Origin of the sequence: Microvirga lenta (genome assembly GCF_020532555.1) — a bacterium.
Lineage (GTDB): Bacteria > Pseudomonadota > Alphaproteobacteria > Rhizobiales > Beijerinckiaceae > Microvirga > Microvirga lenta.
Map to the genome: position 1 here is coordinate 65562 of NZ_JAJBBR010000009.1, position 22620 is coordinate 88181.

23 protein-coding genes are annotated in these 22620 nt (G+C 63.1%); 14 read left to right on the plus strand and 9 right to left on the minus strand.

Going from position 1 to position 22620, the window contains the following annotated elements:
• Position 1: 1 nt before the first annotated feature.
• The 13 genes from urtE (at position 2) to LGR44_RS15120 (ending at position 12650) form a co-directional block, all read left to right on the plus strand.
• The gene (gene urtE / locus LGR44_RS15060) at positions 2 to 697 is read left to right on the plus strand and encodes an urea ABC transporter ATP-binding subunit UrtE (protein WP_226741707.1); all 696 of its coding nucleotides are present in this window, start codon (positions 2 to 4) and stop codon (positions 695 to 697) included.
• Positions 672 to 1526, plus strand: a complete 855-nt coding sequence (locus LGR44_RS15065; protein ID WP_226741530.1) for an urease accessory protein UreD — start codon at positions 672 to 674, stop codon at positions 1524 to 1526. Before urtE ends, LGR44_RS15065 begins: the two co-directional genes overlap by 26 nt.
• Positions 1527 to 1535: 9 nt before the next feature.
• Positions 1536 to 2156 (plus strand): urease subunit gamma, encoded by a 621-nt coding sequence (locus LGR44_RS15070; protein ID WP_226741531.1) that lies wholly within the window; start codon positions 1536 to 1538, stop codon positions 2154 to 2156.
• Positions 2156 to 3883 carry an urease subunit alpha gene (ureC, locus tag LGR44_RS15075; RefSeq protein ID WP_226741532.1) on the plus strand — a complete coding sequence of 576 codons (1728 nt, stop codon included), beginning with the start codon at positions 2156 to 2158 and terminating at the stop codon, positions 3881 to 3883. The genes LGR44_RS15070 and ureC overlap by 1 nt, the downstream gene beginning before the upstream one ends.
• 1 nt (position 3884) lies before the next feature.
• Positions 3885 to 4364 (plus strand): urease accessory protein UreE, encoded by a 480-nt coding sequence (locus LGR44_RS15080; protein ID WP_226741533.1) that lies wholly within the window; start codon positions 3885 to 3887, stop codon positions 4362 to 4364.
• On the plus strand, positions 4357 to 5058 hold the full coding sequence (locus tag LGR44_RS15085; RefSeq protein ID WP_404809932.1) for an urease accessory protein UreF: 702 nt from the start codon (positions 4357 to 4359) through the stop codon (positions 5056 to 5058). The genes LGR44_RS15080 and LGR44_RS15085 overlap by 8 nt, the downstream gene beginning before the upstream one ends.
• Positions 5055 to 5678, plus strand: a complete 624-nt coding sequence (gene ureG / locus LGR44_RS15090; RefSeq protein ID WP_226741535.1) for an urease accessory protein UreG — start codon at positions 5055 to 5057, stop codon at positions 5676 to 5678. Before LGR44_RS15085 ends, ureG begins: the two co-directional genes overlap by 4 nt.
• Positions 5679 to 5690: 12 nt before the next feature.
• Positions 5691 to 6263, plus strand: coding sequence for a HupE/UreJ family protein (locus LGR44_RS15095; RefSeq protein WP_226741536.1), 573 nt, complete (start codon positions 5691 to 5693; stop codon positions 6261 to 6263).
• A gap of 279 nt (positions 6264 to 6542) precedes the next feature.
• Positions 6543 to 7634, plus strand: coding sequence for an ABC transporter ATP-binding protein (locus tag LGR44_RS15100; RefSeq protein WP_226741537.1), 1092 nt, complete (start codon positions 6543 to 6545; stop codon positions 7632 to 7634).
• The gene (locus LGR44_RS15105; RefSeq protein ID WP_226741538.1) at positions 7627 to 8760 is read left to right on the plus strand and encodes an ABC transporter substrate-binding protein; all 1134 of its coding nucleotides are present in this window, start codon (positions 7627 to 7629) and stop codon (positions 8758 to 8760) included. The genes LGR44_RS15100 and LGR44_RS15105 overlap by 8 nt, the downstream gene beginning before the upstream one ends.
• A gap of 105 nt (positions 8761 to 8865) precedes the next feature.
• On the plus strand, positions 8866 to 9699 hold the full coding sequence (locus LGR44_RS15110) for an ABC transporter permease (protein WP_226741539.1): 834 nt from the start codon (positions 8866 to 8868) through the stop codon (positions 9697 to 9699).
• A complete protein-coding gene (locus LGR44_RS15115) occupies positions 9696 to 10622 on the plus strand; it encodes an ABC transporter permease (RefSeq protein ID WP_226741540.1) in 927 nt (308 codons plus the stop codon). The genes LGR44_RS15110 and LGR44_RS15115 overlap by 4 nt, the downstream gene beginning before the upstream one ends.
• A gap of 516 nt (positions 10623 to 11138) precedes the next feature.
• On the plus strand, positions 11139 to 12650 hold the full coding sequence (locus LGR44_RS15120) for a sensor domain-containing diguanylate cyclase (RefSeq protein ID WP_226741541.1): 1512 nt from the start codon (positions 11139 to 11141) through the stop codon (positions 12648 to 12650).
• Positions 12651 to 12665: 15 nt separating this feature from the next.
• On the opposite strand, the gene LGR44_RS15125 is transcribed toward LGR44_RS15120, so the two are convergent.
• On the minus strand, positions 12666 to 13142 hold the full coding sequence (locus LGR44_RS15125) for a hypothetical protein (protein ID WP_226741542.1): 477 nt from the start codon (positions 13140 to 13142) through the stop codon (positions 12666 to 12668).
• A 363-nt stretch (positions 13143 to 13505) separates the two neighbouring features.
• On the opposite strand from LGR44_RS15125, the gene LGR44_RS15130 reads away from it, so the two are divergent.
• Positions 13506 to 15242, plus strand: coding sequence for a mechanosensitive ion channel family protein (locus LGR44_RS15130; RefSeq protein WP_226741543.1), 1737 nt, complete (start codon positions 13506 to 13508; stop codon positions 15240 to 15242).
• Here LGR44_RS15130 and greA read toward each other — a convergent pair.
• The 8 genes from greA to LGR44_RS15170 all read right to left on the minus strand — a co-directional run bounded on the left by greA (position 15239) and on the right by LGR44_RS15170 (position 22611).
• Positions 15239 to 15706, minus strand: coding sequence for a transcription elongation factor GreA (gene greA, locus LGR44_RS15135; protein ID WP_226741544.1), 468 nt, complete (start codon positions 15704 to 15706; stop codon positions 15239 to 15241). The two genes, LGR44_RS15130 and greA, sit on opposite strands and share 4 nt — an antisense overlap.
• 53 nt (positions 15707 to 15759) lie before the next feature.
• Entirely contained in the window at positions 15760 to 16890 is a 1131-nt protein-coding gene (locus LGR44_RS15140) for a branched-chain amino acid ABC transporter permease (RefSeq protein WP_226741545.1), read from the minus strand.
• The gene (locus LGR44_RS15145; RefSeq protein WP_226741546.1) at positions 16887 to 17909 is read right to left on the minus strand and encodes a branched-chain amino acid ABC transporter permease; all 1023 of its coding nucleotides are present in this window, start codon (positions 17907 to 17909) and stop codon (positions 16887 to 16889) included. Before LGR44_RS15145 ends, LGR44_RS15140 begins: the two co-directional genes overlap by 4 nt.
• Complete coding sequence (locus LGR44_RS15150) at positions 17906 to 18631, minus strand: ABC transporter ATP-binding protein (protein WP_226741547.1); 726 nt, start codon at positions 18629 to 18631, stop codon at positions 17906 to 17908. Before LGR44_RS15150 ends, LGR44_RS15145 begins: the two co-directional genes overlap by 4 nt.
• Positions 18624 to 19394 carry an ABC transporter ATP-binding protein gene (locus LGR44_RS15155; protein ID WP_226741548.1) on the minus strand — a complete coding sequence of 257 codons (771 nt, stop codon included), beginning with the start codon at positions 19392 to 19394 and terminating at the stop codon, positions 18624 to 18626. The genes LGR44_RS15150 and LGR44_RS15155 overlap by 8 nt, the downstream gene beginning before the upstream one ends.
• 13 nt (positions 19395 to 19407) lie before the next feature.
• Entirely contained in the window at positions 19408 to 20598 is a 1191-nt protein-coding gene (locus LGR44_RS15160; protein ID WP_226741549.1) for a substrate-binding domain-containing protein, read from the minus strand.
• 85 nt (positions 20599 to 20683) lie between these two features.
• Entirely contained in the window at positions 20684 to 21601 is a 918-nt protein-coding gene (locus LGR44_RS15165; protein WP_226741550.1) for a DMT family transporter, read from the minus strand.
• 95 nt (positions 21602 to 21696) lie between these two features.
• Positions 21697 to 22611 (minus strand): SMP-30/gluconolactonase/LRE family protein, encoded by a 915-nt coding sequence (locus LGR44_RS15170; RefSeq protein ID WP_226741551.1) that lies wholly within the window; start codon positions 22609 to 22611, stop codon positions 21697 to 21699.
• Between the last annotated feature and the right edge of the window lie 9 nt (positions 22612 to 22620).

Consider the following 22620-nt stretch of genomic DNA (forward strand, 5'->3'; position numbering starts at 1 on the left):
GATGTTGTCCGTTGAAAACCTGTCCCTTCACTACGGTGCAGCCCAAGCCCTGCGCGGGGTTTCCGTCTCCGCGGAGGTGGGTGAGGTGACTTGCGTTCTGGGGCGTAACGGCGTGGGCAAGACTTCGCTTCTGCGAGCGATTTCGGGCCAGAGGCCCATATCCGGTGGGGCTGTCCGCTTTCAGGGGAGGGACATCTCGCGCCTCAAGCCTTTCGAGCGAGCGGAGCTCGGTATAGCCTATGTTCCGCAGGGACGTGAAATTTTTCCACTTCTGACGGTAAGAGAGAATCTGGAGACCGGATTTGCTCCACTCAAACGTGGGGAGCGACGCATTCCCGACGAGGTCTTCGAACTCTTCCCGGTACTGAAGTCGATGCTCGGACGGCGGGGCGGGGACCTTTCCGGAGGGCAGCAGCAGCAACTCGCCATCGGCAGAGCTCTGGTGATGCGACCTCGGTTGCTCGTGCTGGACGAGCCGACAGAAGGAATCCAACCGTCGATCATCAAGGATATCGGGCGGGCGATCTCGTATCTGCGCGAGCGGAAGGACATGGCCATCCTGCTGGTCGAGCAGTATTTCGATTTTGCGCGCGAGCTTGCGGATCGCTTCGTGGTGATGGAACGGGGCGAAATAGTCCAGCATGGCGACCGTTCAGCGCTTGAGGGGGACGATGTACGTCAACGTCTTGCCATTTGAGGCCTCGTCGCCTGCTGCAAGCCCTCTTCGTCAGCGCGCTGTCGGGCGAGTAGCACTCGGCGCCATGAGCATAAACGGGCAAACGCGCCCAGACCGTATTGCCGAGAGCGGTTCCATGCGGATCAGGCTTCCGAGGGGCGAGGGGTGTGGTCTTGATGCGGTGATCGTCAATACGGCGGGCGGCATTGCCTGCGGTGATCTATTTTCTGTAGAGATCGATGTGCAGGCAGGTTCCGTCGTAACGGTGGCGACTCCTGCCGCCGAAAAGGTGTATCGCTCAGACGGACCCGTTGCCGAACTGTCCGTGAAGCTTTCGCTGGGATCGGATTCCCGGCTCGATTGGATCCCTCAGGAGACGCTTCTTTTCGACCGGGCGCGTCTGGCGCGGCGCCTCGATGCCGAAGTGGCGCCGGATGCCCGGCTGACCCTCTTCGAAGCTGTCGTCTTCGGACGTGCGGCCCGCGCAGAGCACGTCACGCAAGGGTTCTTCGAAGATCGCTGGCGTATCCGGCGCGGCGAGCGTCTCGTCTACGCGGATGCTCTCCGTCTCGAAGGTCCGATAGCTGACCTTCTGAAGAAGCCCAGTGTCGCCGATGGTGCCCGTGCTCTGGCGACTCTCGTCCACGTCGCCCCGGATGCGGAATCACGTCTTGAGAGCGTTCGCCAGCACCTGTCCCTGAACAGCGGGTGCGAGGCCGCTGCCAGTGCATGGAACGGCCTTCTGGCTGTTCGCTTCTGCGCCCGAAGCATCGAAGCGCTGCGCTCCGCCATCTGCCCTTTTCTTCTCGCCTTTCGCGGCGAGCCGTTGCCCCGCGTCTGGCTTAGCTAAGGTTGAACCATGCAACTTACGCCTCGTGAAAAGGACAAACTACTCGTCGCCATGGCGGCCATGGTGGCGCGCCGTCGCCTGGAGCGCGGCGTGAAACTGAACCATCCCGAAGCAATTGCGCTCATCACCGATACGGTCGTGGAGGGAGCACGTGACGGGCGCTCCGTCGCCGAACTCATGGAGGCCGGGGCCCACGTCCTGAGCGCCGATCAGGTCATGGAGGGCGTGGCCGAGATGATCCACGATATCCAGGTCGAGGCGACGTTCCCGGACGGCACGAAGCTCGTGACGGTCCACCACCCGATCCGCGGCGCAGCCTCCGAGCATGTACCGGGCGAGGTCATGACGGAGAAAGGCGAGATCGTGTTCAACGATGGAGCCGAGCGCACGGCCATCACGGTCGCCAATACAGGGGATCGCCCGATTCAGGTCGGGAGCCATTATCATTTCTACGAGACCAACCCCGCGCTCTCCTTCGAGCGGGAGAAGGCACGCGGCATGCGTCTCGACATCGCTCCCGGTACGGCAGTGAGGTTCGAGCCGGGCGCCACGCGCGAGGTCACTCTGGTACCTCTGTCAGGCAAGCGCGAAGTCTATGGCTTCCGTCAGGATGTGATGGGAGCCCTGTGATGACGAACCAACGCAAACCTGCATCGCTCCCCCGGGCAGCCTATGCCGATATGTTCGGTCCCACAAAGGGAGACAGGATCCGTCTGGCCGATACGGCACTGGTCATTGAGGTGGAGAAGGATTTTACGATCTATGGCGAGGAGGTTAAATTCGGCGGCGGCAAGGTGATCCGCGACGGGATGGGGCAGGGGCAGGCCACCCGGCAGGACGGGGCGATGGACACCGTCATCACGAATGCGGTCATCCTCGATCACTCCGGAATCGTAAAGGCGGACATCGGCATTCGGGACGGACGCATCGCCAGGATCGGCAAGGCCGGCAACCCGGATGTGCAGCCTGGTGTGGACATCGTCATTGGCCCCGGTACGGAGATCATCGCGGGGGAGGGCAAGATCGTCACCGCCGGCGGTTTCGACTCCCATATCCACTTCATCTGCCCGCAACAGATCGAAGAGGCATTGACCTCGGGCATTACGACCATGCTCGGCGGCGGCACGGGACCTGCGACGGGAACCTTCGCCACAACGTGCACGCCCGGGCCCTGGCATATGGCTCGCATGATCGAGGCGGCGGACGCCTTTCCGATGAACCTCGCATTTTCAGGCAAGGGCAACGCCTCGAAGCCCGGAGCACTCGAGGAAATGATTCAGGCCGGGGCCTGCGCCCTCAAGCTGCACGAGGATTGGGGCACGACCCCTGCCGCGATCGATTGCTGCCTCTCGGTGGCGGACGAATACGACGTGCAGGTGATGATCCATACCGACACGCTCAACGAATCCGGTTTCGTCGAGGACACGGTCGCGGCCTTCAAGGGACGGACGATCCACGCCTTTCACACGGAGGGAGCGGGTGGTGGGCACGCGCCGGACATCATCAAGGTTGCAGGGCTGCCGAACGTTCTGCCGTCCTCCACGAATCCGACACGGCCCTATACGGTGAACACCATCGACGAGCATCTCGACATGCTCATGGTGTGCCACCATCTCGACCCTGCGATCCCGGAAGACCTCGCCTTCGCCGAGAGCCGCATCCGCAAGGAAACGATCGCGGCCGAGGACATTCTGCACGACCTCGGCGCCCTTTCCATGATGTCGTCGGACAGCCAGGCCATGGGCCGTGTCGGAGAAGTCATCATCCGGACTTGGCAGACGGCGCATAAGATGAAGGTCCAGCGGGGGGCACTCCCGGGTGAGACCGGGGACAACGACAATCTCCGCGTTCGGCGTTATGTGGCAAAGTACACGATCAATCCGGCCATCGCCCATGGGATCTCGAAGCATGTCGGGTCCATCGAACCCGGAAAACTCGCCGACCTCGTGTTGTGGTCACCCGCTTTCTTCGGCGTGAAGCCGGATCTCGTGATCAAGGGCGGGGCCATTGCCGCGGCTCCCATGGGTGATCCGAACGCATCGATTCCGACGCCGCAACCGGTGCATTACCGGCCGATGTTCGGATCGTTCGGACGGGCTCTCGCCACGACCTCGGTGACCTTCGTGTCCAAGGCTGCGGCGGAGAACGGTCTTGCCGCGAGGCTGGGGGTCCAGAAGCAACTCGTTGCCGTGGAGAATGTTCGTGGCGGCATCGGCAAGAAGGACATGATCCTGAATGACGCCATGCCTCATATCGAGGTAGATCCTGAAACCTACGACGTCCGTGCCGACGGCGAATTGCTGGTCTGCGAGCCGGCCAGGATCCTGCCCATGGCACAACGCTACTTCCTGTTCTGACATGATCCGCGCATCCTCCATCATTCGTCGTGACGCGGTCGATGCCGATCGCATCGTCGATGTCATCACTCTCGATCATGGCGACCGCCACCGGCGTCGTATCGTACTCAATGCCGATGGCGGCACCGCCTTTCTGCTCGATCTCGACAGGGCTGACATTCTCGAAGACGGGGATGCCATCCGGCTCGACAGCGGTTGGCTCGTAGAGGTGAAGGCCGCTTCGGAGAGATTGGTCGAGGTGACGACCGCTGGCACGCTCGAACTCCTGACGCTGGCCTGGCACATCGGAAACCGTCACGTGCCGGCCGAGATCGCCGATGACGCCATCTACATCGCTTACGATCATGTTCTGATCGATATGCTCCATGGCCTGGGAGCACGGACCAGGATCGTCGAACGGCCATTTCGACCCGTCCGAGGCGCCTACCACCATCACGATCATGGCGCGCACACGCATCATCATGGGCATTCCCATGGCTGAACAGCACGACCGCCTACCACATGAGGACGGCACCCAGTCGCTCCTGCCGCTGTTCGTATGGCTGTCCCCATCCTTTCCTGTCGGCTCCTATGCCTATTCCCACACGCTGGAATGGGCCGTGGAGTCGGGCGACGTAGGGGACGAGGCATCGCTCATCGCGTGGCTCGGCGATCTCATGCTCCTCGGTGCCGGCCGGAACGATGCGATCCTTCTGAGTCATGCGTACAGGTCCATCGCGGCTGATCGTGCCGACGACTTGGATGAGGTGAACGAACTCGCTTTGGCTCTTTCGCCTTCGGCCGAACTCCACCTTGAAACGTCTCAGCAGGGGCGAAGCTTCCTCGACGCCACGTTGGCGGCTTGGCCTTCTCCCCGGCTGAGGGATATCGAGGGTGAGGTGGCGTTCCCGGTCGCCGTTGGCATGGCTGCAGCGGCGCATGGCGTGCCTCTATCCGCAACAGCCAGCGCCTATCTGCTCGCCATGGTTCAGAACCTCGTCTCCGCTGCAATCCGATCGGCTCCCATCGGGCAGAGCGGAGGGACACGCGTTTGCGCCGCCATGGTTCCGATCGTTCGCAACCTAGCCGAGGAGGCGCAGAATTTGTCGCTCGACGATATCGGCGGTGCGACCTTCCGGGCCGATCTCGGCTCCTTCCACCACGAAAACCAGTACACGAGGCTCTTTCGCTCATGATCTCTCGCACGGGACCCCTGCGGGTCGGCATCGGCGGCCCAGTCGGTTCGGGCAAGACCGCCCTGATGGAGGCGCTCTGCAAGACCTTTCGCCGGCGCTACGACATCTGCGCCATCACAAACGATATCTACACGAAAGAGGATGCGCGCCTGCTGACCGTAGCGGATGCGTTGCCGGAGGAGCGCATCATGGGGGTCGAAACGGGCGGCTGCCCGCATACGGCAATCCGCGAGGATGCCTCCATCAATCTCGCCGCCATTGCCACGATGAGAAAGCGTTTTCCCGCACTTGACATCGTATTGGTGGAGTCGGGCGGCGACAATCTCGCGGCGACGTTCTCCCCCGAACTCGCGGATCTGACGATCTACGTCATCGATGTGGCCGGCGGTGAGAAGATCCCCCGGAAGGGAGGCCCCGGCATCACCCGCTCGGATCTTCTCGTCGTCAACAAGATCGACCTTGCTCCTTATGTCGGTGCTGATCTTGCCGTGATGGAGGAGGACACGAAGCGCATGCGCGGCCGGCGTCCTTATGTCTTCAGCAACATTCGCGGCGGCGTCGGGGTCGACGCCATCGCCAGTTTCATCGAACAGGCCGGCGGCTTGGCCGCGGCCGCCTGACAGGAGCACCTCATGATCTTGAAGCGTTTCATCCTCTCGGCAGCTCTCTCAGTGCCGACGGCACCGGCTCTGGCTCACACGGGAGCGGGTCCCAGCGCGGATTTCGCGACGGGCTTCCTGCACCCCGTCCATGGGCTGGACCATGTGCTCGTCATGGTGACTGTCGGCCTCTTTGCCGCCCTGCTCGGCGGGCGGGCGCTCTGGACCGTGCCGGCGAGCTTCGTGGTCATGATGCTGGCCGGCGGAAGTCTCGGCCTTGCCGGCACGGACATACCGGCAGCGGAGACCGGGATCGTGGTCTCGATCATTGTGATCGGCGGCGTAGTGGCGCTCGGTGGGGCATGGCCCGCCAGTGCCGCGATGGCGCTTGTAGGCGTGTTCGCGGTCTTCCATGGCTATGCCCACGGAGCCGAGATGCCGCTGGGCTCGGGCGCGATCTCCTACAGCCTGGGGTTCGCGACGGCGACGGCCCTCCTGCACGGGATCGGGATCGCTGGAGGTATGGCTTCTCTCCGGTCGCGACAGGCGACCCGTTTCGCAGGCGCGGCGGTGGCTCTTATGGGTATTGTCGTGGCAGTTGCGTAAGCCATTTCGGCCACTAAGTGCGGAGGACTCCGTGGCAAGGCCACGGAGCCGTCTTGTTCAGGCTCGGTGTCGAGCAGGAGCCCGCCTCGCATGCCGTAGCGGCGCTGCAAAAAATGGCAGCAATCCTGTCCAACTTGCCGTCCAGGTCCTCACTCCGTCGTGGATCTGTCACACGCGATCTCTAGGAAGCCCGTCTCGCTCTCTTTCCAGCAGCCCTAGGATGTGGTTTGCTGGCTACAAAAGAGAAGCAGAAAGCTCACTAGGGAGGATACGAGGGCTGTGAACAGTTCCCCTTCTGCTGCGATCGATATTCACGATCTGCACGTCAGCTACGGTCGTCAGCGCGTGCTGCACGGGGTCGATCTTTCAGTGGCGCCGGGCGAGTTTATCGCCATTCTCGGGTCGTCCGGCTGCGGAAAGACGACGCTTCTTCGCACCGTGGCCGGGTTTCAGAAGGCTGCAGGCGGCGCCATTCGGCTGTTCGGGAGGGATGTCGTGAACATGCCTCCCGAGAAGCGGGGCATGGCCATGATGTTCCAGTCCTATGCCCTGTGGCCGCACATGACGGTGATGGGCAATGTCGGCTACGGCCTGCGCCTGAGAGGAGTCCCGAAGGACGAGATCCGGACCCGCGTCGCCAAGATCCTCAAGATGCTCAACCTGTCCGGGCTCGAGGACCGCAAGGTCACCAACCTGTCGGGCGGGCAGCGTCAGCGCGTGGCTCTCGGGCGCGCCCTCGCCATCGAGCCCGAAATCCTTCTCCTGGACGAGCCCCTGTCCAATCTGGACGCCAAGGTGCGCGTCCAGCTCCGCTCCGAACTCAAGTCCCTCCAGAACCAACTGGGCTTCACGGCCATTCATGTCACCCATGACCGGGAGGAGGCCATGACGATGGCGGACCGGATCGTGGTGATGGATGCCGGCCGCATTGCGCAGATGGGTTCGCCGAAGGAGGTTTTCGACCGTCCCAACTCGCCCTTCGTGGCGAGCTTCATGGGAGCGGAGAATACGATCGACCTCGACGTGAATCCGGCGAGCAAGGGTATCGAAGTCAAGGCCGACGGGGCCGCTGCAACCGCTTGGGACGGGCGGGCGCCTCCTGGCCGTGTGACCGCCTACTTCCGCGACGATGTCGCTTCGCTCGTCGATCCCAACGCCCGCATCGACGGGTCCATCGTCCTGCCCGGAACAATTACGCAGAGAACGTATCCGGGCGGACACTACAGGTATGTGGTGGCAATCGCCGACCGTCATTTTACCGTGACAGACGATGACTACCACGAGCTCGATCGCCCGGTAGGCCTGCGCCTGCCGCTGGCATCGTTGCACCTGTTCCCCACTGACCCCACCAAGGGAGGAAACCATGCGTAAAGGCTTATGGGCCGCCGGTTTTGCGGCGCTTCTGCTGACTACGTCCGCGAGCGCTCAGACCCTCAACGTCGCGACGGCAGGCGACCAGAACATGGTCGATTACATCAAGGACTATCTCGGACCGATGTTCGAGAAGAAGAACCCCGGCGTGAAGGTCGTTGCCGTCGGCACCGGACCTGGCGACGGCGGCTCGCAGAAGATCTACGAGAAGCTGGATGCGCAGAAGAAGGCGGGTGCCGCGTCCGACTTCGACGTGGTCGTCATTCACCAGAAGGCCGCAGGCACCATGGTGAAGGAGGACCTGCTCAAGAAGTACCGCGACACGCTCCCGACGGGGAAGATGGTGACGCGCGACACGGCCACGAACGCCCTCGGCACGGACGTCTCGGGCTACGTCATGCCCATGTTCCACTCGCAGACGGCGCTCGCCTACAATCCCGATCTCGTCAAGAACCCGCCGAGCAGCTACGCCGAGCTGCGCGATTGGGTGAAGCAGAACCCGCAGCAATTCGGCTATAACGGCATCAAGGGCGGCATGTCGGGCGTCGCCTTCGTGACCGGCTGGGTCTCGGCTTTCGGCGGCGATGCGGCGAAGCTCGAGAAGGGGCCCTACGATGCGGCCACCAAGGCCACCTGGGACAAGGCGCTGGCCGACCTGAAGGAGTTCAACAAGAACGTCGTCATCACGCCCGGCAACGCCGGAACTCTCGATATGCTCAACCGTGGCGAGATCGCCATGGGTCCCGTCTGGGTCGATATGTTCTACACCTGGAAGGCGGAGGGCAAGCTGCCGCCGAACACCCGCCTGAAGCTCATATCGCCGGGCATGCCGGGGCAGCCCATGTACTATGCCATTCCCGCCAAGACCGGGCAGGAGAAGCTTGCGGCCGATTTCATCGCTCTCGCGACGAGCCCGGAAGTGCAGGCCGAAGGCATCGTGAAGCGCTTCAACTGGTATCCGGGTATCGACGCGAAGAACCTCGAGGGCAAGCTCGACCAAGCCGCCTGGAACCAGCTCTTCGCGGATATCACCCCCGACGCTCTGGCCGCCAACGGGAAACCTTTCCCGATCGGGCCTTATTTCAACGACATTCTCGAAAGCTACGAAAAGAACGTCGCGAACTGAGGTTCGCGCCTTCACCTGATCACTGGCGGGCGGCCGGCATTTTCGGCTGCCCGCCGCCTATCGCCCGGATCGAATGCCGGGCAGAGTTCCGGGTGCTTCCAGTCCATGGCGAGACCATCGTTCTTCGGCCTTCTGCTTATCGCGCCAGCCCTGGCGATGATCGGGGCGTTGTTCCTCTATCCTCTCGGCTATTCGCTCGCCGCGGCGTTCACGGAGCCGGGCAGCGGCTTGACGCTCATGCATTTCCGGAAGGCCTATGAGCTCTATTCCACCGATATTCTTTTCACGCTGTTCATCGTCATTACGTCGACGCTGCTGACCGGGCTGTTCGCGATCATCATCGCGGGGATCCTCACGCTCGGAGAGACGCCCTGGCTCGTAGGAGCATTACGGCAACTCTACCGCTGGCCGCTCTTCATCCCGTTCATCGTTGCCGCACAATGCATGCGCACGTTTCTTGCCAAGAACGGGCTGATGAACAATTCGCTCGTGGCGCTCGGAGTGATGGAACCGTTGCAGGCGACCAGCTTTCTCGACTGGCGCGGCATCATCATCACCTTCGTGTGGAAACAGGTGCCGTTCGTGACGCTGATGCTCGCGGGTGCCATGGCCTCCATCGACCGAGCCACCATCGAGGCAGGGCGCAATCTCGGTGCATCACGCCTGCGGGTTCTGATCGAGATCGTACTGCCCCAGGTTTCGCAGACGCTCCTCGTCGGTCTGGTTCTTTCCTTCGTGACGATGCTCTCCGTCCTCTCGGTGCCGATGATGGTCGCGGGTTCCCAGCCGACCATGCTGACCGTGGACATGGCTTTCCGCATCAACTCCTACGGCGATTATGCGACGGCAAACGCACTCGGGGTCATCTCATACCTGATTGCCGGCACGGTCGCGTGGATCTACCTCCGGCACAACGTGAAGCGGGAGGTGCAGGCATGAGCGTGAAGTTGCGCTTGTCCTCCGCCGGGGCGGTGCCGGAGCCTCGGACTCTCGCTTCGGCAAACCGCTCTTTGTCCGTGCCGCGGGAGCCCGCTCCGTCTGCTGCGCGCGTCCGGTTCTGGGCCTTGGGCTCCACGCTGCTCAAGGTGTTCGGGCTTGCCGTCTTCGCATTCCTGCTGTTCGGGCCCCTGGCCAACCTGGCTCTCTGGTCGTTTGCCGAGCGCTGGTACGCCCCCTTCAAGCTGCCGGTCTCCTATGGCACACGGTATTGGGAGGTGGTCTTCCGTCCGACGGGTGACGCCATGTCGTCTCTCGTGACGAGCGTCAGCATCGCCTGTCTGACGGTGCTTGTGGCTCTCGCCGTTTCAGTTCCTGCGGGCTATGCGCTGGCGCGCCTCAAGCTGCCGTGGCGGACCGCGCTGATGATCCTGTTCCTGCTGCCGCAGGCTTTTCCCTCCGTGGCGATCTATATCAACGTCGCAAGGGTCTTCTACAGCATCGGACTGACCGGAACGATCACGGGCGTCGTGCTCGTGCACGCTGCTCATGGTCTCGTCTATTCCGTGTGGATTGCAGCGGCCGCCTTCGCGGCGGTCGACAGGGACCTTGAACTGGCGGCCCGAAACATCGGGGCTTCGCCCTTGCGGACCTTCTTCACGGTCACGCTGCCGCTTGCTGCGCCCGGCATCATGGCGAGCGCCATCTTCGTCTTTCTGGAATCTCTCGACGAGTTCACCGGTACGTTCTTCGTCGGCGTGCCGCAGGTCACGACCCTTCCGCTTCTTCTCTATAATTCGAGCATGGGCGGAAACTATCAGATCGCATCTATCACCGCGCTCATCCTTCTCGTGCCGTCCATCCTGTTCATGATCATCATCGAACGGTTCCTGAAAGCCGAGGTCCTGAGCAAGGTGGGGCAGTAGGCGCTCCGGCGTGCAGGCCCATGGACTATCGGCCTGGGTGTGGCGCTTCAACCGGCAGTATCGTTTACAGGCCGTTTGTAACTAAGTTACATATGCCCCCGTCGTCTTGTGACGACGCAATCAAAGGGGAAATGAACATGCTTAAGAAAGCAGTGTTGCAGGTCGCATTCGCCATGGCTCTGGCCGTTTCGTTTGCGTCATTCACCGCCAATCCGGCTCAGGCCTTCGATTTCGGCGTGATTCAGTCCGGTCGCTGATCCGCGACTTGTGAAAGCGACTGAAACGATCCTTCGTGAAGTCCATTTCACCTTGAGAAGGGTACTCCGTCCGGACGGGCGGAGTACCTTTTGTCATTGGAGGGGGATGCTGCCCTGCACGGGATGGGGAGGCATTTCTTCGTCCAGAGACGCGCAAATCAGCATCTAGTCCTAAAATTCGAGCTCTGCTGATCTTGCGTAACAGCCGGTTTGAGCGTTCAAGTGCCTTGCCCTTTCGGACCGAGCCTTCGAACGCCTCATGTCGCACTCCCTTCAGAGCAGACCTGCCGTCTCCCTCCATTCCGAGCACGGCAACTATGCCGAAATGTTCGAACTTGCTCCGGTTTCCCTCTGGTTGGAGGATTTCAGCGGGGTCAAACAACTGCTGGACGAATGGCGGCGAGCCGGCGTGACGGATCTGCGCGGGCACCTGAACGAGGATCCGCGACGGGTTCAGGCGAGTTCGGATCGGATCAGAGTCCTGCAGGTCAACCGGAAGACGCTTTCCCTTTTCGAGGCATCCGACCTGGCTCACCTGGTCGGAAATCTCGGCCTTATCTTCCGTAACGATATGCTCAAGACCCATATCAACGAGCTTCTGCAGTTGTGGGATGGCAGGACGGAGTTCTCCAGCCGTGCCGTCAACTACACCCTGTCGGGGCGTCGGCTGGATATCCAGCTCAAGGGCAGCGTCCTGCCGGGATATGAGGAGAACTGGGAGCGCGTTCTCATCGCCGTCGAGGACGTGACCGAACTGGAGGCGGCGCGGCGCCGGGCAGCGCTCAGCGAGGAATATGCCCGTGGCCTGTTCGAGCATTCGCCGGTCTCTCTCTGGGTCGAGGACTTCAGCAGCGTCAAAAGCCTTCTGGAAGAGGTGAGAGCAAGGGGGATTCACGATTTCCGCGTGTTTACCGACGTCCACCCCGAGTTCGTCGAGCGCTGCATGTCGGAAATTCGTGTGATCGACGTCAATCAGCACACGCTCGAACTCTTTGCTGCACCCGACAAGCCGACCCTGTTGCGTCGCCTCACGGAAGTCTTTCGAGACGACATGCGAGACAATTTCCGCGAGCAGCTGATCGACCTCTGGCAGGGCAAGATTTTCCAGCAGCGCGAAGTCGTCAACTACTCCCTCAGCGGGGACGAGCTGAACCTTCACCTGCAGTTCTCGGTGCTGCCCGGACACGAGCACGACTGGTCGCTGGTTCAGGTCGCCCTGACGGATATCACCGCCCGCAAGAAAGCCGAGGCTTACCTCGAATATCTCGGCAAGCACGATGTCCTCACGAAGCTCTACAACCGAACGTTCTACGCCGACGAGCTGAATCGTCTGGAACGGAAAGGACCTTTCCCGGTAACGATCGTCGTGGTCGATCTCAACGGTCTCAAGGCGGTGAACGATCAGTTGGGGCACGCCGCAGGCGACGCGTTGCTGCGCCGGGCCGGCGAGGTATTGAACGAGGCCGTCGACAAGCCGTGCTATGCCGCGCGGATCGGCGGCGACGAATTCGCCCTGCTCCTGCCGGCGACGGATGAGAGAGAGGGGGCGGCGGTGATGGAAAACATCGACAAGCTGGTCGAGATCAACAACCAGTTTTACTCCGGCATCTCCCTCAGCTTCTCCATGGGAGCGGCGACCAGCCAGCCGGGAGAAAGGCTGGAATCCGTCGTGAAGCGGGCCGACCTGCTGATGTACGAGGCGAAGCGCACCTATTATGCTGCATCGCCCGACCCTGTCATGAGAGCCTATTCGGACGAGGGATCGTCCTGAGGCTGTCGCCTTCGGTCAGGACTGGTTTCCCGGTGGCCCCGAGCCGTTCCTGCCGGTTTCATCCTCCTGCCTCGAAGCCGTTATCGCCTGCGGCTTCTCAAGGTCGGCCAAGGGCACCCAGCCAATCCCGGTTCTGTTCTCAGGAACCAAGAAGACGAAACCATTGACGATTTTCTGAACCGTGCAGGCATAGGCCCGGCGATCTCCTTCCGGGCGGTAGATGATCGTGGTGCCGATCCGGATCTGCGTTTCCGTGTCCTGGGAAGGTGAGATGTCCTCAGCGGCCGCACTCGCAGGGGGAGCTTCTGGAGACGTCGTTCCGGCTGCCGTGGCGCGAAACCGGTCGAGGGCCGCGATGGCGGCACGGGCACGGTCCCGATAGCGTTCATGGACAATTCTCAGAAGAGGGCCTGGCTCTCGTCCAGGATACCAAGCAGTGCCTCCCAATTTTGCAAGTTCTTCTGCGACGACGTCTACCTCCGCTTCATTCATGAAGAGCGTTCCTCCAGCGAATTATGCGCCTGTAGCTTCATGAAGCTCATTGTTGCCGGCTTCACTGACAAGAATAATACGGAAGTAAATAGAGCTCCACATAAAGTCCGCTAGTCATTCAGAGGTGGGATAGCAAAAGGGTGAATGGTAAATACGAGGCGTCCCATAGAACGGCGCAATCAAAATGTTGCATCGTTTCTTTACTGTCGATTTCCCGCCGGTGGCTAGGTGCAGGCTGAGACAAGAGGTACCGACCGCAGGAATGGTGCCAATGGTTTCGAGCGCCGATCAGTTCCGCTAGAGTGCGCTGCATCCATGGAATGAGTCCGTCATATCCAGGGACCCAACAGGACAAGAAATACCATGCTTGGCAGACGTCCTTTCCAGGAAGCAGCCATTCCGTTGGTCTGTGTGCTTCTCGCCGCCTTTTTCGTCGTCTTCCAGTTCCTGGCGACGCCCACGGCATTGGGGAGCATCAGGTTCCTCGCCGCGGCGGAGACGGGAAGCCCCCGGACGACGCTGGAGGGGTTCAGAGCCAATATGGCGCGAGCCTCGGCGCTTCTGATGGAGGCCTACCGGCAGAACAAGACGGAGCCGGGACTACGGTCGAGCGATGCCGTCGAAGAGAAGGTCAAGGAGGCCGAGGGCCTGTTGGCCCAAGCGGCACGCGCGCTCGATCTGCGGGACATCCCGCCGGTCGAACTCGATCACCGGCGCCTCGAAGCGCCGCTGCTGCTGAAGGAGATCCTCGATCGGCTGCCTCTTCCTGACCCGGGCACGATCCCAGGGGATGCGGATGTCGCGAAGCAGCCCGTGCCCAGCTGGAACGTGCCCGGAACCGAAATCAGGATCGTGCGCGTCACCGATGGCACCCGGTCCGGGGAGTACCTGTTCTCCCGCGAGACGGTTCAGCAGCTCGAAGCCTTCTACAAGGCCATTCGCGACGAGCCGAACCTGAGCGGATCGGGCGAGGACCTCTACGATTTCTACAGCCAGTCTCCCGGCTATCTCCTCCCGCCGAAGTGGTTCGGGCTCATCGAGGCGCTCCCGCGGTCATTCCGGACGGAGATCCAAGGGCAGGCGGTCTGGCAGTGGATCGGGTTCGCCCTCGTCCTCGGCTTGGCCGTCATGGGCGTCCTCGGGGTGAGACGATTGAGCCGTTCGGGCCAGAAAGCGGCTGACGCGGCCATTTCCCTGCCGGCGAGCATCGTCATGCCGGCCTCCGTCGCAGTGGCGGCGCTCTTCGTGTCCTACATGGCCGACTTCCAGGTCAACCTGACCGGCAGAGTGAACGACATCGTCGACCAGATTGCAGAAGCTGTCGCGTATCTCTCGATCATGTGGGGCATTCTCAAATTCTCGAACGCCCTCGCCGGACAGCTCACCTTTTCCCGGTCCGAGAGCATCGATGCTCACCTTGCCCGCGCCGCCGTGCGCATCGGAGGCATTGCCGTCGCCTTGGGGCTTCTCGTCTATGGCGCGTCCTATCTCGGCATTCCTCTGGCGGGCCTCCTCGCGGGTCTGGGCGTCGGCGGTCTGGCCGTCGCCTTGGCGGCCAAGCCCACCCTGGAGAACTTCATCGGCGGCCTGATCCTTTATGCGGACCGGCCTGTTCGTGTGGGCGATCTGTGCCGGTTCGGAAATCTGGAGGGAAGGGTGCAGGAAATCGGCATCCGCTCCACCAGGATTCGAGGTCTCGACCGCTCCCTGATCACGATCCCGAACGCCACGTTCGTGAACATGAACATCATCAACCTGACCAATCGCGATCGGATGCCCTATACCCGCACGATCTCGCTCCAGGTGACCGACAGCATTGCCATCCGTCAGGAGATTGCAGCGCTCACCGCGCTCGTCGCCGAACATCCGAAGATCGAGAACGGTTCGGTTCGCGTGCGTCTTCGGGAGGGGCAGGAGGAGAAGCCTAAGGCGGAGATCCAGGCGCTCATCCTGACCTCCAAATGGGAAGACTTCCTCGAAATCCAGCAGGAGATCGACCTCCTGCTGCGGGACCGGGTGCTGGTGACGAACAAGGCCACCACCGAGGGCACCCCGGTCTACGACAATGTCTACCCGCTCAAGGAGGCGGAGGAGGGCTAGTCGATCCCGGTGATTTCGGCCTCGCCGTGCGCGACCGCAATCACGTCGCCGACCTGCTTGCCCATGAGCGCCTGGGCAAGCGGCGAGGCATAGGAGATGCTCCCTTTCGACGGATCCGCCTCGTCCTCACCGACGATGTGGTAGGTTTGGGTGCGGCCGTCGCTGCGCTCGAAAGTCACGCGCGAGCCGAAGCGGACCTGACTGTTGTCGGACGGAGGCGGCACGACCTCTGCCGTGGACCTGCGGTGTGACCAATAGCGGAGATCGCGGGAGAGACGGGCTGTCTCCGCCTTGTCGCCGGACGCCCGTGCATCGGCGAGACGCCGTTCGAGCGTCTCGATCTCCTCGTCCATCCGGGCAAGGCCGGTGGGCGTAACGAGGTTGGCATGAGGACTGATGGGGCGGTCAGGCAGGTCCTCGTAGGCCTCTCCGCCCTCGACTTCCCGAACAAAGGCACGGCTCATGGGGCATCCCTCCGCTCTCGAAGGAAAACGGCGTTGTGGGCGCTTGGGTTCGATCAGGCCTGAGATGAGCGCCCCTGACGCAGGCGCCCCACGATTCCGCCGGGGAATGCATAGACGCTGACGATGAACAGCGCGCCGAGCCACAGCAGCCAGCGGTCCGGGTGGATCAGGTTCGGCAGAACCGGAATTCCGGAAAGGGCCGTGCTTCCCGCCTCCATCAGGACCTGCAGATAGCTCTGAGCCAGCACGAACAGGGTCGCTCCGATGACCGCGCCGTACATGGTTCCCATGCCGCCGATGACCACCATGAGAAGAATGTCGATCATGATGGAGAAGGACAGGGTCGTGTCCGGTCCGTTGTAGCGCAGCCAGAGTGCCATCAGGGCGCCGGCGACGGTGGCGGCAAGGGCCGAGATCACGGAGGCGACCGTGCGGTAGGCAACCACCCGGTAGCCCAGAGCCTCGGCCCGGAACTCGTTCTCGCGGATTGCCTGCAGAACGCGTCCGAAGGGCGAGTTCACGATGCGCAGGAGAAGCAGGAAGGTCCCGAGCGCGACGAAGAAGAGCAGGTAATAGGCCAGGATGCGACCGTTCACGACGGTGCCGAGAAACGGCTCGGACAGGAGCCGGAAGGCTGGGCGCAGGGCATGAGGCAGCTGGAACGACAGGCCGTCCTCGCCGCCGGTGATGTCGGAAAGCTGGGAAGCGAGCACCGCGACGGCGGAGGCGACGGCCAGGGTGATCATCGAGAAGAAAATGGCGCGCACCCGCAGGGAGAGCAGGCCGATGGCAACAGCGAGAACCGCCGACGAACCCAAGGCGGCCGCAAGGCCGAGCCCGACGGAGGTCCAGGTTGCCCCGAGCCGTTCCAGCGCAATGGCGACGCCGTAGCCGCCGATGCCGAAAAACATCGTGTGGGCGAAGGAGACGATGCCGGAATAGCCGAGCAGCAGGTCGTAGCTCGCCACCAGCACGATGAAGACGCAGATCTTCGCCGCCGTGCTGATGGGCTGGCTGCCCGAGAACAGGAAGGGTGTCGCGGCCAGCACGAGCAGGATGGCGAGGAGGATGAAGGACAGAACCTTCGAGCGCGGAAGATCCGAGGACAGGATCGTCTGCAGCGCGCCCTTGCGAGGCGTCGTTTCGTCGAAGGGCAGGCCTGTCGGGGCGGAGGTCGCGGTCATCGGCGTGCTACCGGAAAGAGGCCCTGCGGTCGCCAGATCAGGACCAGGGCCATCACGAGAATGTTGGAAATCAGCGCCAGCTTCGGCGCCAGGAAGCCGACGTAATTCGCCACCAGAGCCACGAGGATGGAGCCGACGAAGCAGCCGCCGACCGACCCGAGGCCTCCGATGATGATGACGATGAACACCAGGACCATCACCTCCATGCCCATGCCGGCGGTGAGGGTCTGCCGGTAGAAGCCCCACATGACCCCGCCGAGGCCGGCGAGGGCGGAGCCCGCCACGAACACGCTGACGAAGAGGCGCCGGATGCGGTAGCCGAGAGCCTCGACCATTTCCGGGTTCTCGACGCCGGCGCGGATCAGGAGACCGATCCGCGTGCGGTTGAGGATGAGCTGCATGGCGACGAAGACCGCAAGGCCGACCGCCACCGCGAAGACCCGGTAACGCTCCATCACGACATCGCCGAGGATGAAGGCGCCGCGCAGGGTTTCGGGCAGCGGGATCGGGATCGGCGACGCGCCCCAGATCGCATGGATCGCCTGCTCCGCGACGATCAGCCCGCCCATGGTGACCAGGATCTGCTTGAGATGGCTGCCATAGACCGGGCGCACGATCACGCGCTCGAAGACTGCTCCGACAATCCCGGTCACCGCCATGGCGGCCAGGATGCAGAGCATGAGGAGGGCCAGATTGAGCCAGACCGATTCCGCCTGCGCCCATCCGGCGAGGGGGCCGAGCACGAGAAGGGTCGCGTAGGCCCCGAGCGAGATGAAGACCCCGTGGCCGAAATTGATGATGTCCATGAGGCCGAACACGAGGGTGAGGCCCGATGCCATGAGAAAGATCATCATGCCCATGGCCAGCCCCGCGACGGTCAGTGTCACCCAGGACGACGGCTCGCCGACGAAGGGAAGGGCGGCGAGCGCCAGCGCGGGGACGATGGCCAGGGGGAGCCAGTCGGTCTTCGTGCGCGGAAGTTCGGCGACGGCTGAAGGATCGGCGGCGAGATCGCTCATTGATGCGCGTCCAGGGAAAGGCCGAGAAGGCGCTGCTGCAGGTTCGGGTCCGCCACGAGGTCGCTCATGGCGCCGGAATGCACGATGCGGCCGTCGTCCATGACCAGCACGTCGTCGCCGAGGGCCGAGGCGGCATAGAAGTTCTGTTCGACGAGAAGGATCGTCTCGCCGGCGGCTTTCAGGGCCTTGAAGGCCTCGATCATGCTGCGCACCATCACCGGGGCGAGGCCCTTGGTCGGCTCGTCGACCAGGAGGAGCCGGCGCGGCTCCGCGATGGCCCTGGCGATGGCGAGCATCTGCTTCTGTCCGCCGGAGAGGTTGCCGGCAGGCAGGTTCCAGAACCGCTTGAGGGCGGGAAAAAGACCGAGCATCCAATCGAGCCGTGCGCTGTCGACAGGTCCGCTGCGGGCTGCGAGCACGATGTTCTCGCGGACGGTCAGATCCGTGAAGATCGCCATGGATTCGGGCACATAGGCGATGCCCGCCCGCGCGATGTCGGGGGTGGCGGTCGCGGTGATGTCGCGACCGTCGAAGCGGATGCACCCCGAGGAGGCCTGCCACAACCCCATGATCGTGCGCAGCGTGGTGGTCTTGCCGGCGCCATTGCGGCCGAGCAGCATCGTCAGGCTGCCCGCGGGAACGGCGAAATCCACCCCATGAAGAATGTGATAGGGCCCGATATGGGTCTGTACGGCTTCGAGCTGAAGCAGGGGCTCACGCACGCGTCGCCTCCAGTCCGAGATAGGCTTCCTGCACCACGGGGGAGGCGATCACCTCGGCGGGGTCGCCGTCGGCGACAAGGCTACCGTTGTGCAGCACCACGATGCGATCGGCGAGCGAGCGCACCACGTCCATCTTGTGCTCGACGAGGAGAACCGTGGCATCGCCGCGCCGCTTGATGTCCTGGATGAGTTCGAGCACTGTCGGCACCTCGTCCACGCTCATGCCAGCGGTCGGCTCGTCGAACATGAAGACCTTCGGCTCCATGGCGATGAGCAGAGCCACTTCCAGCTTGCGCTGGTCGCCGTGCGAGAGGGCCTTGGGCGCCACGTGGCGCTTGTCCGACAGGCGCACGCGCTCGAGCACGGCTTCCGCCTTTTCGATGAGGTCGCGGCGGTCGTTCCAGATCTTGAACAGGGACCAGCCCGCATCCGCCCGGCTTTGAACCGCGAGACGGACGTTTTCGAGAGCCGTCAGCTGCGGGAAGAGGTTCGTGAGCTGGAAGGCCCGTCCGAGACCGCGCCTGGTCCGGGCCGAAGGGGACAGGGTGGTGATGTCCTGGCCGCTGACGAGAACCTGCCCCGCGGACGCGCGAAGCTGGCCCGAGACGAGATTGAAATAGGTGGTCTTGCCAGCGCCGTTGGGCCCGACGATGGCCGTCAGCGTGCCGGGCGTGAACCGGCACGAGACGTCGTTCACGGCGACATGGCCGCCGAAACGAATGGTAAGCCCGCGCGTTTCCAGCGCGGGCGTTGTCGTCGACATTTGCACGGTCGGATCAGCGCTTGTTCCGGACCGGGATGGGCATCTGGTCGGCCGGAATGGTGTTGACGAGATCGAGCAGGTCGTTCGCGTCCTTGCCGTCACCCTTGACCTTGAAGTGGTACATGGGCTGCAGGGCCTGATGGTCTTCCTTGCGGAAGGTCATGGTGCCCTTGGGCGTCTCGAAGCTCATGCCCTCCATGGCGGCGATCAGCTTCTCGGTATCCGTGCCGCCTGCCTTCTCGATGGCGGTCAGGGCGGCGGAAGCCGCGGCGAACCCGCCGGCGGTGAAGAAGTCGGGCGGCGAGCCGTAGCGCTTCTGGTGCTCGGCCACGAGCCAGTCGTTCATCGGGTTCTTGGGGAAGGCATGGTAGTAGTAGATCGCACCTTCCATGCCGGGGTAGTTCTTGTAGATCTGCATCGCCGGCAGAATGTTGCCGCCCGGGGCGATTTCGATGCCGAAGCGCTCCGGCTTCAGATCGGCGATCTTGGGCAGGGGGTGCTGGCCGGCCCAGATGATGTTGATGATCTTCTTGCCCGGCTTGTCCTTCAGAGCGTCGAAGATGCGCTGGGCCGAGGCGGTGAAGTCGGTGGCGTTCTGCGGGGTGTATTCCTCGAACACGACCTTCGCGTTCGGGCGGATCTTGGCGAGCGCGTCCTTGAGAGCGGCAACGCCGTCCCGGCCGAAGGCATAGTCCTGGGCGAGCGTGGCGATGGAAACCTCACCCTCCGACGGAATGGCGGCGGCGGCGCCGTAGGCGTCCTGGGTCGAGTTGCGGGAGGTGCGGAAGATGTAGCGGTTCCACTTGTCGCCGGTGATCGCATCCGCCACGGCGGGCTCCACGATCAGGACCTTCTCGTTCTCCTCCGCGACGGGCAGCATGGCGAGCGCGGCCGCCGAGGAGGTGGTGCCGACGGCGAGGTCCACGTTGTCGTCGTTATAGGCCTGTTCCAGCAAGGTCTTCGCAAGATCGGCCTTGAGCTGGTCGTCCTTCACGATGACGTCGATCTTGCGACCGTTCACCATCATCGTGCCCTTGGTGAGGTATTCCAGCCCCATCATGAAGCCGGCCTCGGTCTGCTTTGCGTAGGCCTCGAGCGGCCCGGTCTTGCCCGCGATCAGGGCGATCTTGATATCCTGGGCAAAGGCGGTCGAGGTGAGGAAAAGCGCTGCCGTAGCGGCAGCGAGCGTGAACTTCAGGCGCATCGGACTCCCCAATTTTTATAACATCATTCACGCTTCCGCCCGAGCGCGTGTCAAGGACGACTCTTGGACCATCTGTGGAGGGAAACTACGCCTCCGGCAGGATCGGCCGATTGATGTCCTTCTCCCGCCGGGCGGCTTCCCTTTCCAGGATCAGGAGGGCAAGACCTGCCGCGCAGATCACGCCAGCCCCTACCAGCGTCCACACCTGAACGACGTCTCCGAAAAAGATGTAGCCGAGCACGATGGCCCAGACGATCAGCGTGTACTGATAGGGCGCAACGATGGAGGCCGGTGCGATCTTGAGCGAACGGTTGACGCAGGCATGGCCCCCCATGGACACGATGCCGAGCAGGAACAGGGCGGCGAGATCCAGCGGTCCGGGCGTCACCCAGGCGAAGGGGGCTGCCACGATGCCGAAGATCAGGGCGCCGAGGACCTGCCCGAGGACCAGCGTTGCGTCGGGCGTTTCCCGCAGCTTCCGCGTCGTGATCATGAGAAGCGCGTAGAAAATGCTCCCCGACAGGGCGATCAGGGCGGGCAGGCTCAGGGTTGCGGGTGAGGGGCGCAGGGCGATCAGGACGCCGACGAAGCCGACGCCGATGGCGGCGATCCGCTGCGCGTCCAGCTTCTCGCCCAGCCAGAAGACGGCGAAGGCGGCCACGTAGATCGGCCCGGCGAGGTAATAGGTCATCACATCCGCCAGGGGCAGATAGGTCACGGCCCAATAGAAGCAGGCGACTTCGAGGGTCGAGAGCGTGATCCGCAGGACGTGAAGGCCGGGCTGGGGCGGAATGGCGAGCGGCACCCTCTGCCTGCGCATGAGGGGCAGGAGAACCGCCAGGGCCGCCACGCTGCGCAGGAGCAGGATCTGTCCGACCGAGTAGGTGGAGACGAGCCATTTCCCCATCACGTCGTTCATGGCGAACAGGAAGACGCCGAGGAGCATCAAGGCGATGCCGATGGGGACGCCCGAGCGGATCGTGGATGAGGAGGGGAGGGACATGGACAATCCGGAAACGACGCGTCGAGCGCGGAACATCCATGGTTGATCCGCCGCAAATTGACAAGCGCCGACGAAAAACGGCGCTTGTCGCGCGATTAGAAGGTCTTGGCGCCGTTCACGGGCAGCATGATCGCGTAGAGCGACGTGGTGGCGCAGATGTAAAGCCGATTGCGCTTGAGGCCGCCGAACACCACGTTCGCGACGGTTTCGGGCACGAGGATTTTGCCGATCAGGGTCCCGTCCCTGTCGTAGCAATGGACCCCATCGCCCGCGCTGGCCCAGATTCGCCCCGCATCGTCGAGGCGGAACCCGTCGAAAAGGCCGTTCGTGCAGATGGCGAAGACGTCGCCGCCCCTCAGGCGCCCGCCTTCGCTCACATCGAAAACCCGGATATGGCGTGGACCGTCCGCCGCATGGGTCGCGCCCGTATCGGCAACATAGAGGCGGCTCTCGTCCGGCGAGAATGCCAACCCGTTCGGTCGCACGAAGTCGTCGGCGACCACGGTGACGTCGCCGCTCTGCGGATCGATGCGGTAGACGTGGCAGGCGCCGATCTCGCTCTCGGCCTTGTGCCCCTCGTAGTCGGAATCGATCCCATAGGCCGGATCGGTGAACCAGATCGAGCCGTCCGACTTCACCACCACGTCGTTCGGGCTGTTGAGGCGGCGCCCCTGATAATGGCTGGCGAGCACCGTGATCGAGCCGTCATGCTCGGTGCGGGTCACCCGGCGGGTGCCGTGCTCGCACGTGACGAGGCGGCCCTGCCGGTCGACCGTGTTGCCGTTGGAGTAGCCCGACGGTGCGCGGAAGATGCCGACCGCGTCCGAGGTCTCGTCGTAGCGCATCATCCGGTCGTTGGGCACGTCGCTCCAGACCAGGTAGCGCCCTGCCGGAAAATAGGCGGGCCCTTCCGCCCAGCGGCACCCCTCCGCCAGCTTTTCGAGCCGTGCGGTCGGGATGACGAGAGGGCGGAAACGCTCGTCCAGGATAACGGCGACGTCCCTGATCATCGCAGGCCC

Coding starts and splice junctions, on each gene's coding strand:
- LGR44_RS15155 (WP_226741548.1), bottom strand. CDS start 19,394: ATGTCGACGACAACGCCCGCGCTGGAAACGCGCGGGCTTACCATTCGT.
- LGR44_RS15085 (WP_404809932.1), top strand. CDS start 4,357: ATGGCTGAACAGCACGACCGCCTACCACATGAGGACGGCACCCAGTCG.
- LGR44_RS15165 (WP_226741550.1), bottom strand. CDS start 21,601: ATGTCCCTCCCCTCCTCATCCACGATCCGCTCGGGCGTCCCCATCGGC.
- LGR44_RS15125 (WP_226741542.1), bottom strand. CDS start 13,142: ATGAATGAAGCGGAGGTAGACGTCGTCGCAGAAGAACTTGCAAAATTG.
- LGR44_RS15095 (WP_226741536.1), top strand. CDS start 5,691: ATGATCTTGAAGCGTTTCATCCTCTCGGCAGCTCTCTCAGTGCCGACG.
- LGR44_RS15065 (WP_226741530.1), top strand. CDS start 672: ATGTACGTCAACGTCTTGCCATTTGAGGCCTCGTCGCCTGCTGCAAGC.
- LGR44_RS15140 (WP_226741545.1), bottom strand. CDS start 16,890: ATGACCGCGACCTCCGCCCCGACAGGCCTGCCCTTCGACGAAACGACG.
- LGR44_RS15120 (WP_226741541.1), top strand. CDS start 11,139: ATGTCGCACTCCCTTCAGAGCAGACCTGCCGTCTCCCTCCATTCCGAG.
- ureC (WP_226741532.1), top strand. CDS start 2,156: ATGACGAACCAACGCAAACCTGCATCGCTCCCCCGGGCAGCCTATGCC.
- LGR44_RS15110 (WP_226741539.1), top strand. CDS start 8,866: ATGGCGAGACCATCGTTCTTCGGCCTTCTGCTTATCGCGCCAGCCCTG.
- LGR44_RS15160 (WP_226741549.1), bottom strand. CDS start 20,598: ATGCGCCTGAAGTTCACGCTCGCTGCCGCTACGGCAGCGCTTTTCCTC.
- LGR44_RS15170 (WP_226741551.1), bottom strand. CDS start 22,611: ATGATCAGGGACGTCGCCGTTATCCTGGACGAGCGTTTCCGCCCTCTC.
- urtE (WP_226741707.1), top strand. CDS start 2: ATGTTGTCCGTTGAAAACCTGTCCCTTCACTACGGTGCAGCCCAAGCC.
- ureG (WP_226741535.1), top strand. CDS start 5,055: ATGATCTCTCGCACGGGACCCCTGCGGGTCGGCATCGGCGGCCCAGTC.
- LGR44_RS15130 (WP_226741543.1), top strand. CDS start 13,506: ATGCTTGGCAGACGTCCTTTCCAGGAAGCAGCCATTCCGTTGGTCTGT.
- LGR44_RS15115 (WP_226741540.1), top strand. CDS start 9,696: ATGAGCGTGAAGTTGCGCTTGTCCTCCGCCGGGGCGGTGCCGGAGCCT.
- LGR44_RS15080 (WP_226741533.1), top strand. CDS start 3,885: ATGATCCGCGCATCCTCCATCATTCGTCGTGACGCGGTCGATGCCGAT.
- LGR44_RS15105 (WP_226741538.1), top strand. CDS start 7,627: ATGCGTAAAGGCTTATGGGCCGCCGGTTTTGCGGCGCTTCTGCTGACT.
- LGR44_RS15070 (WP_226741531.1), top strand. CDS start 1,536: ATGCAACTTACGCCTCGTGAAAAGGACAAACTACTCGTCGCCATGGCG.
- LGR44_RS15145 (WP_226741546.1), bottom strand. CDS start 17,909: ATGAGCGATCTCGCCGCCGATCCTTCAGCCGTCGCCGAACTTCCGCGC.
- greA (WP_226741544.1), bottom strand. CDS start 15,706: ATGAGCCGTGCCTTTGTTCGGGAAGTCGAGGGCGGAGAGGCCTACGAG.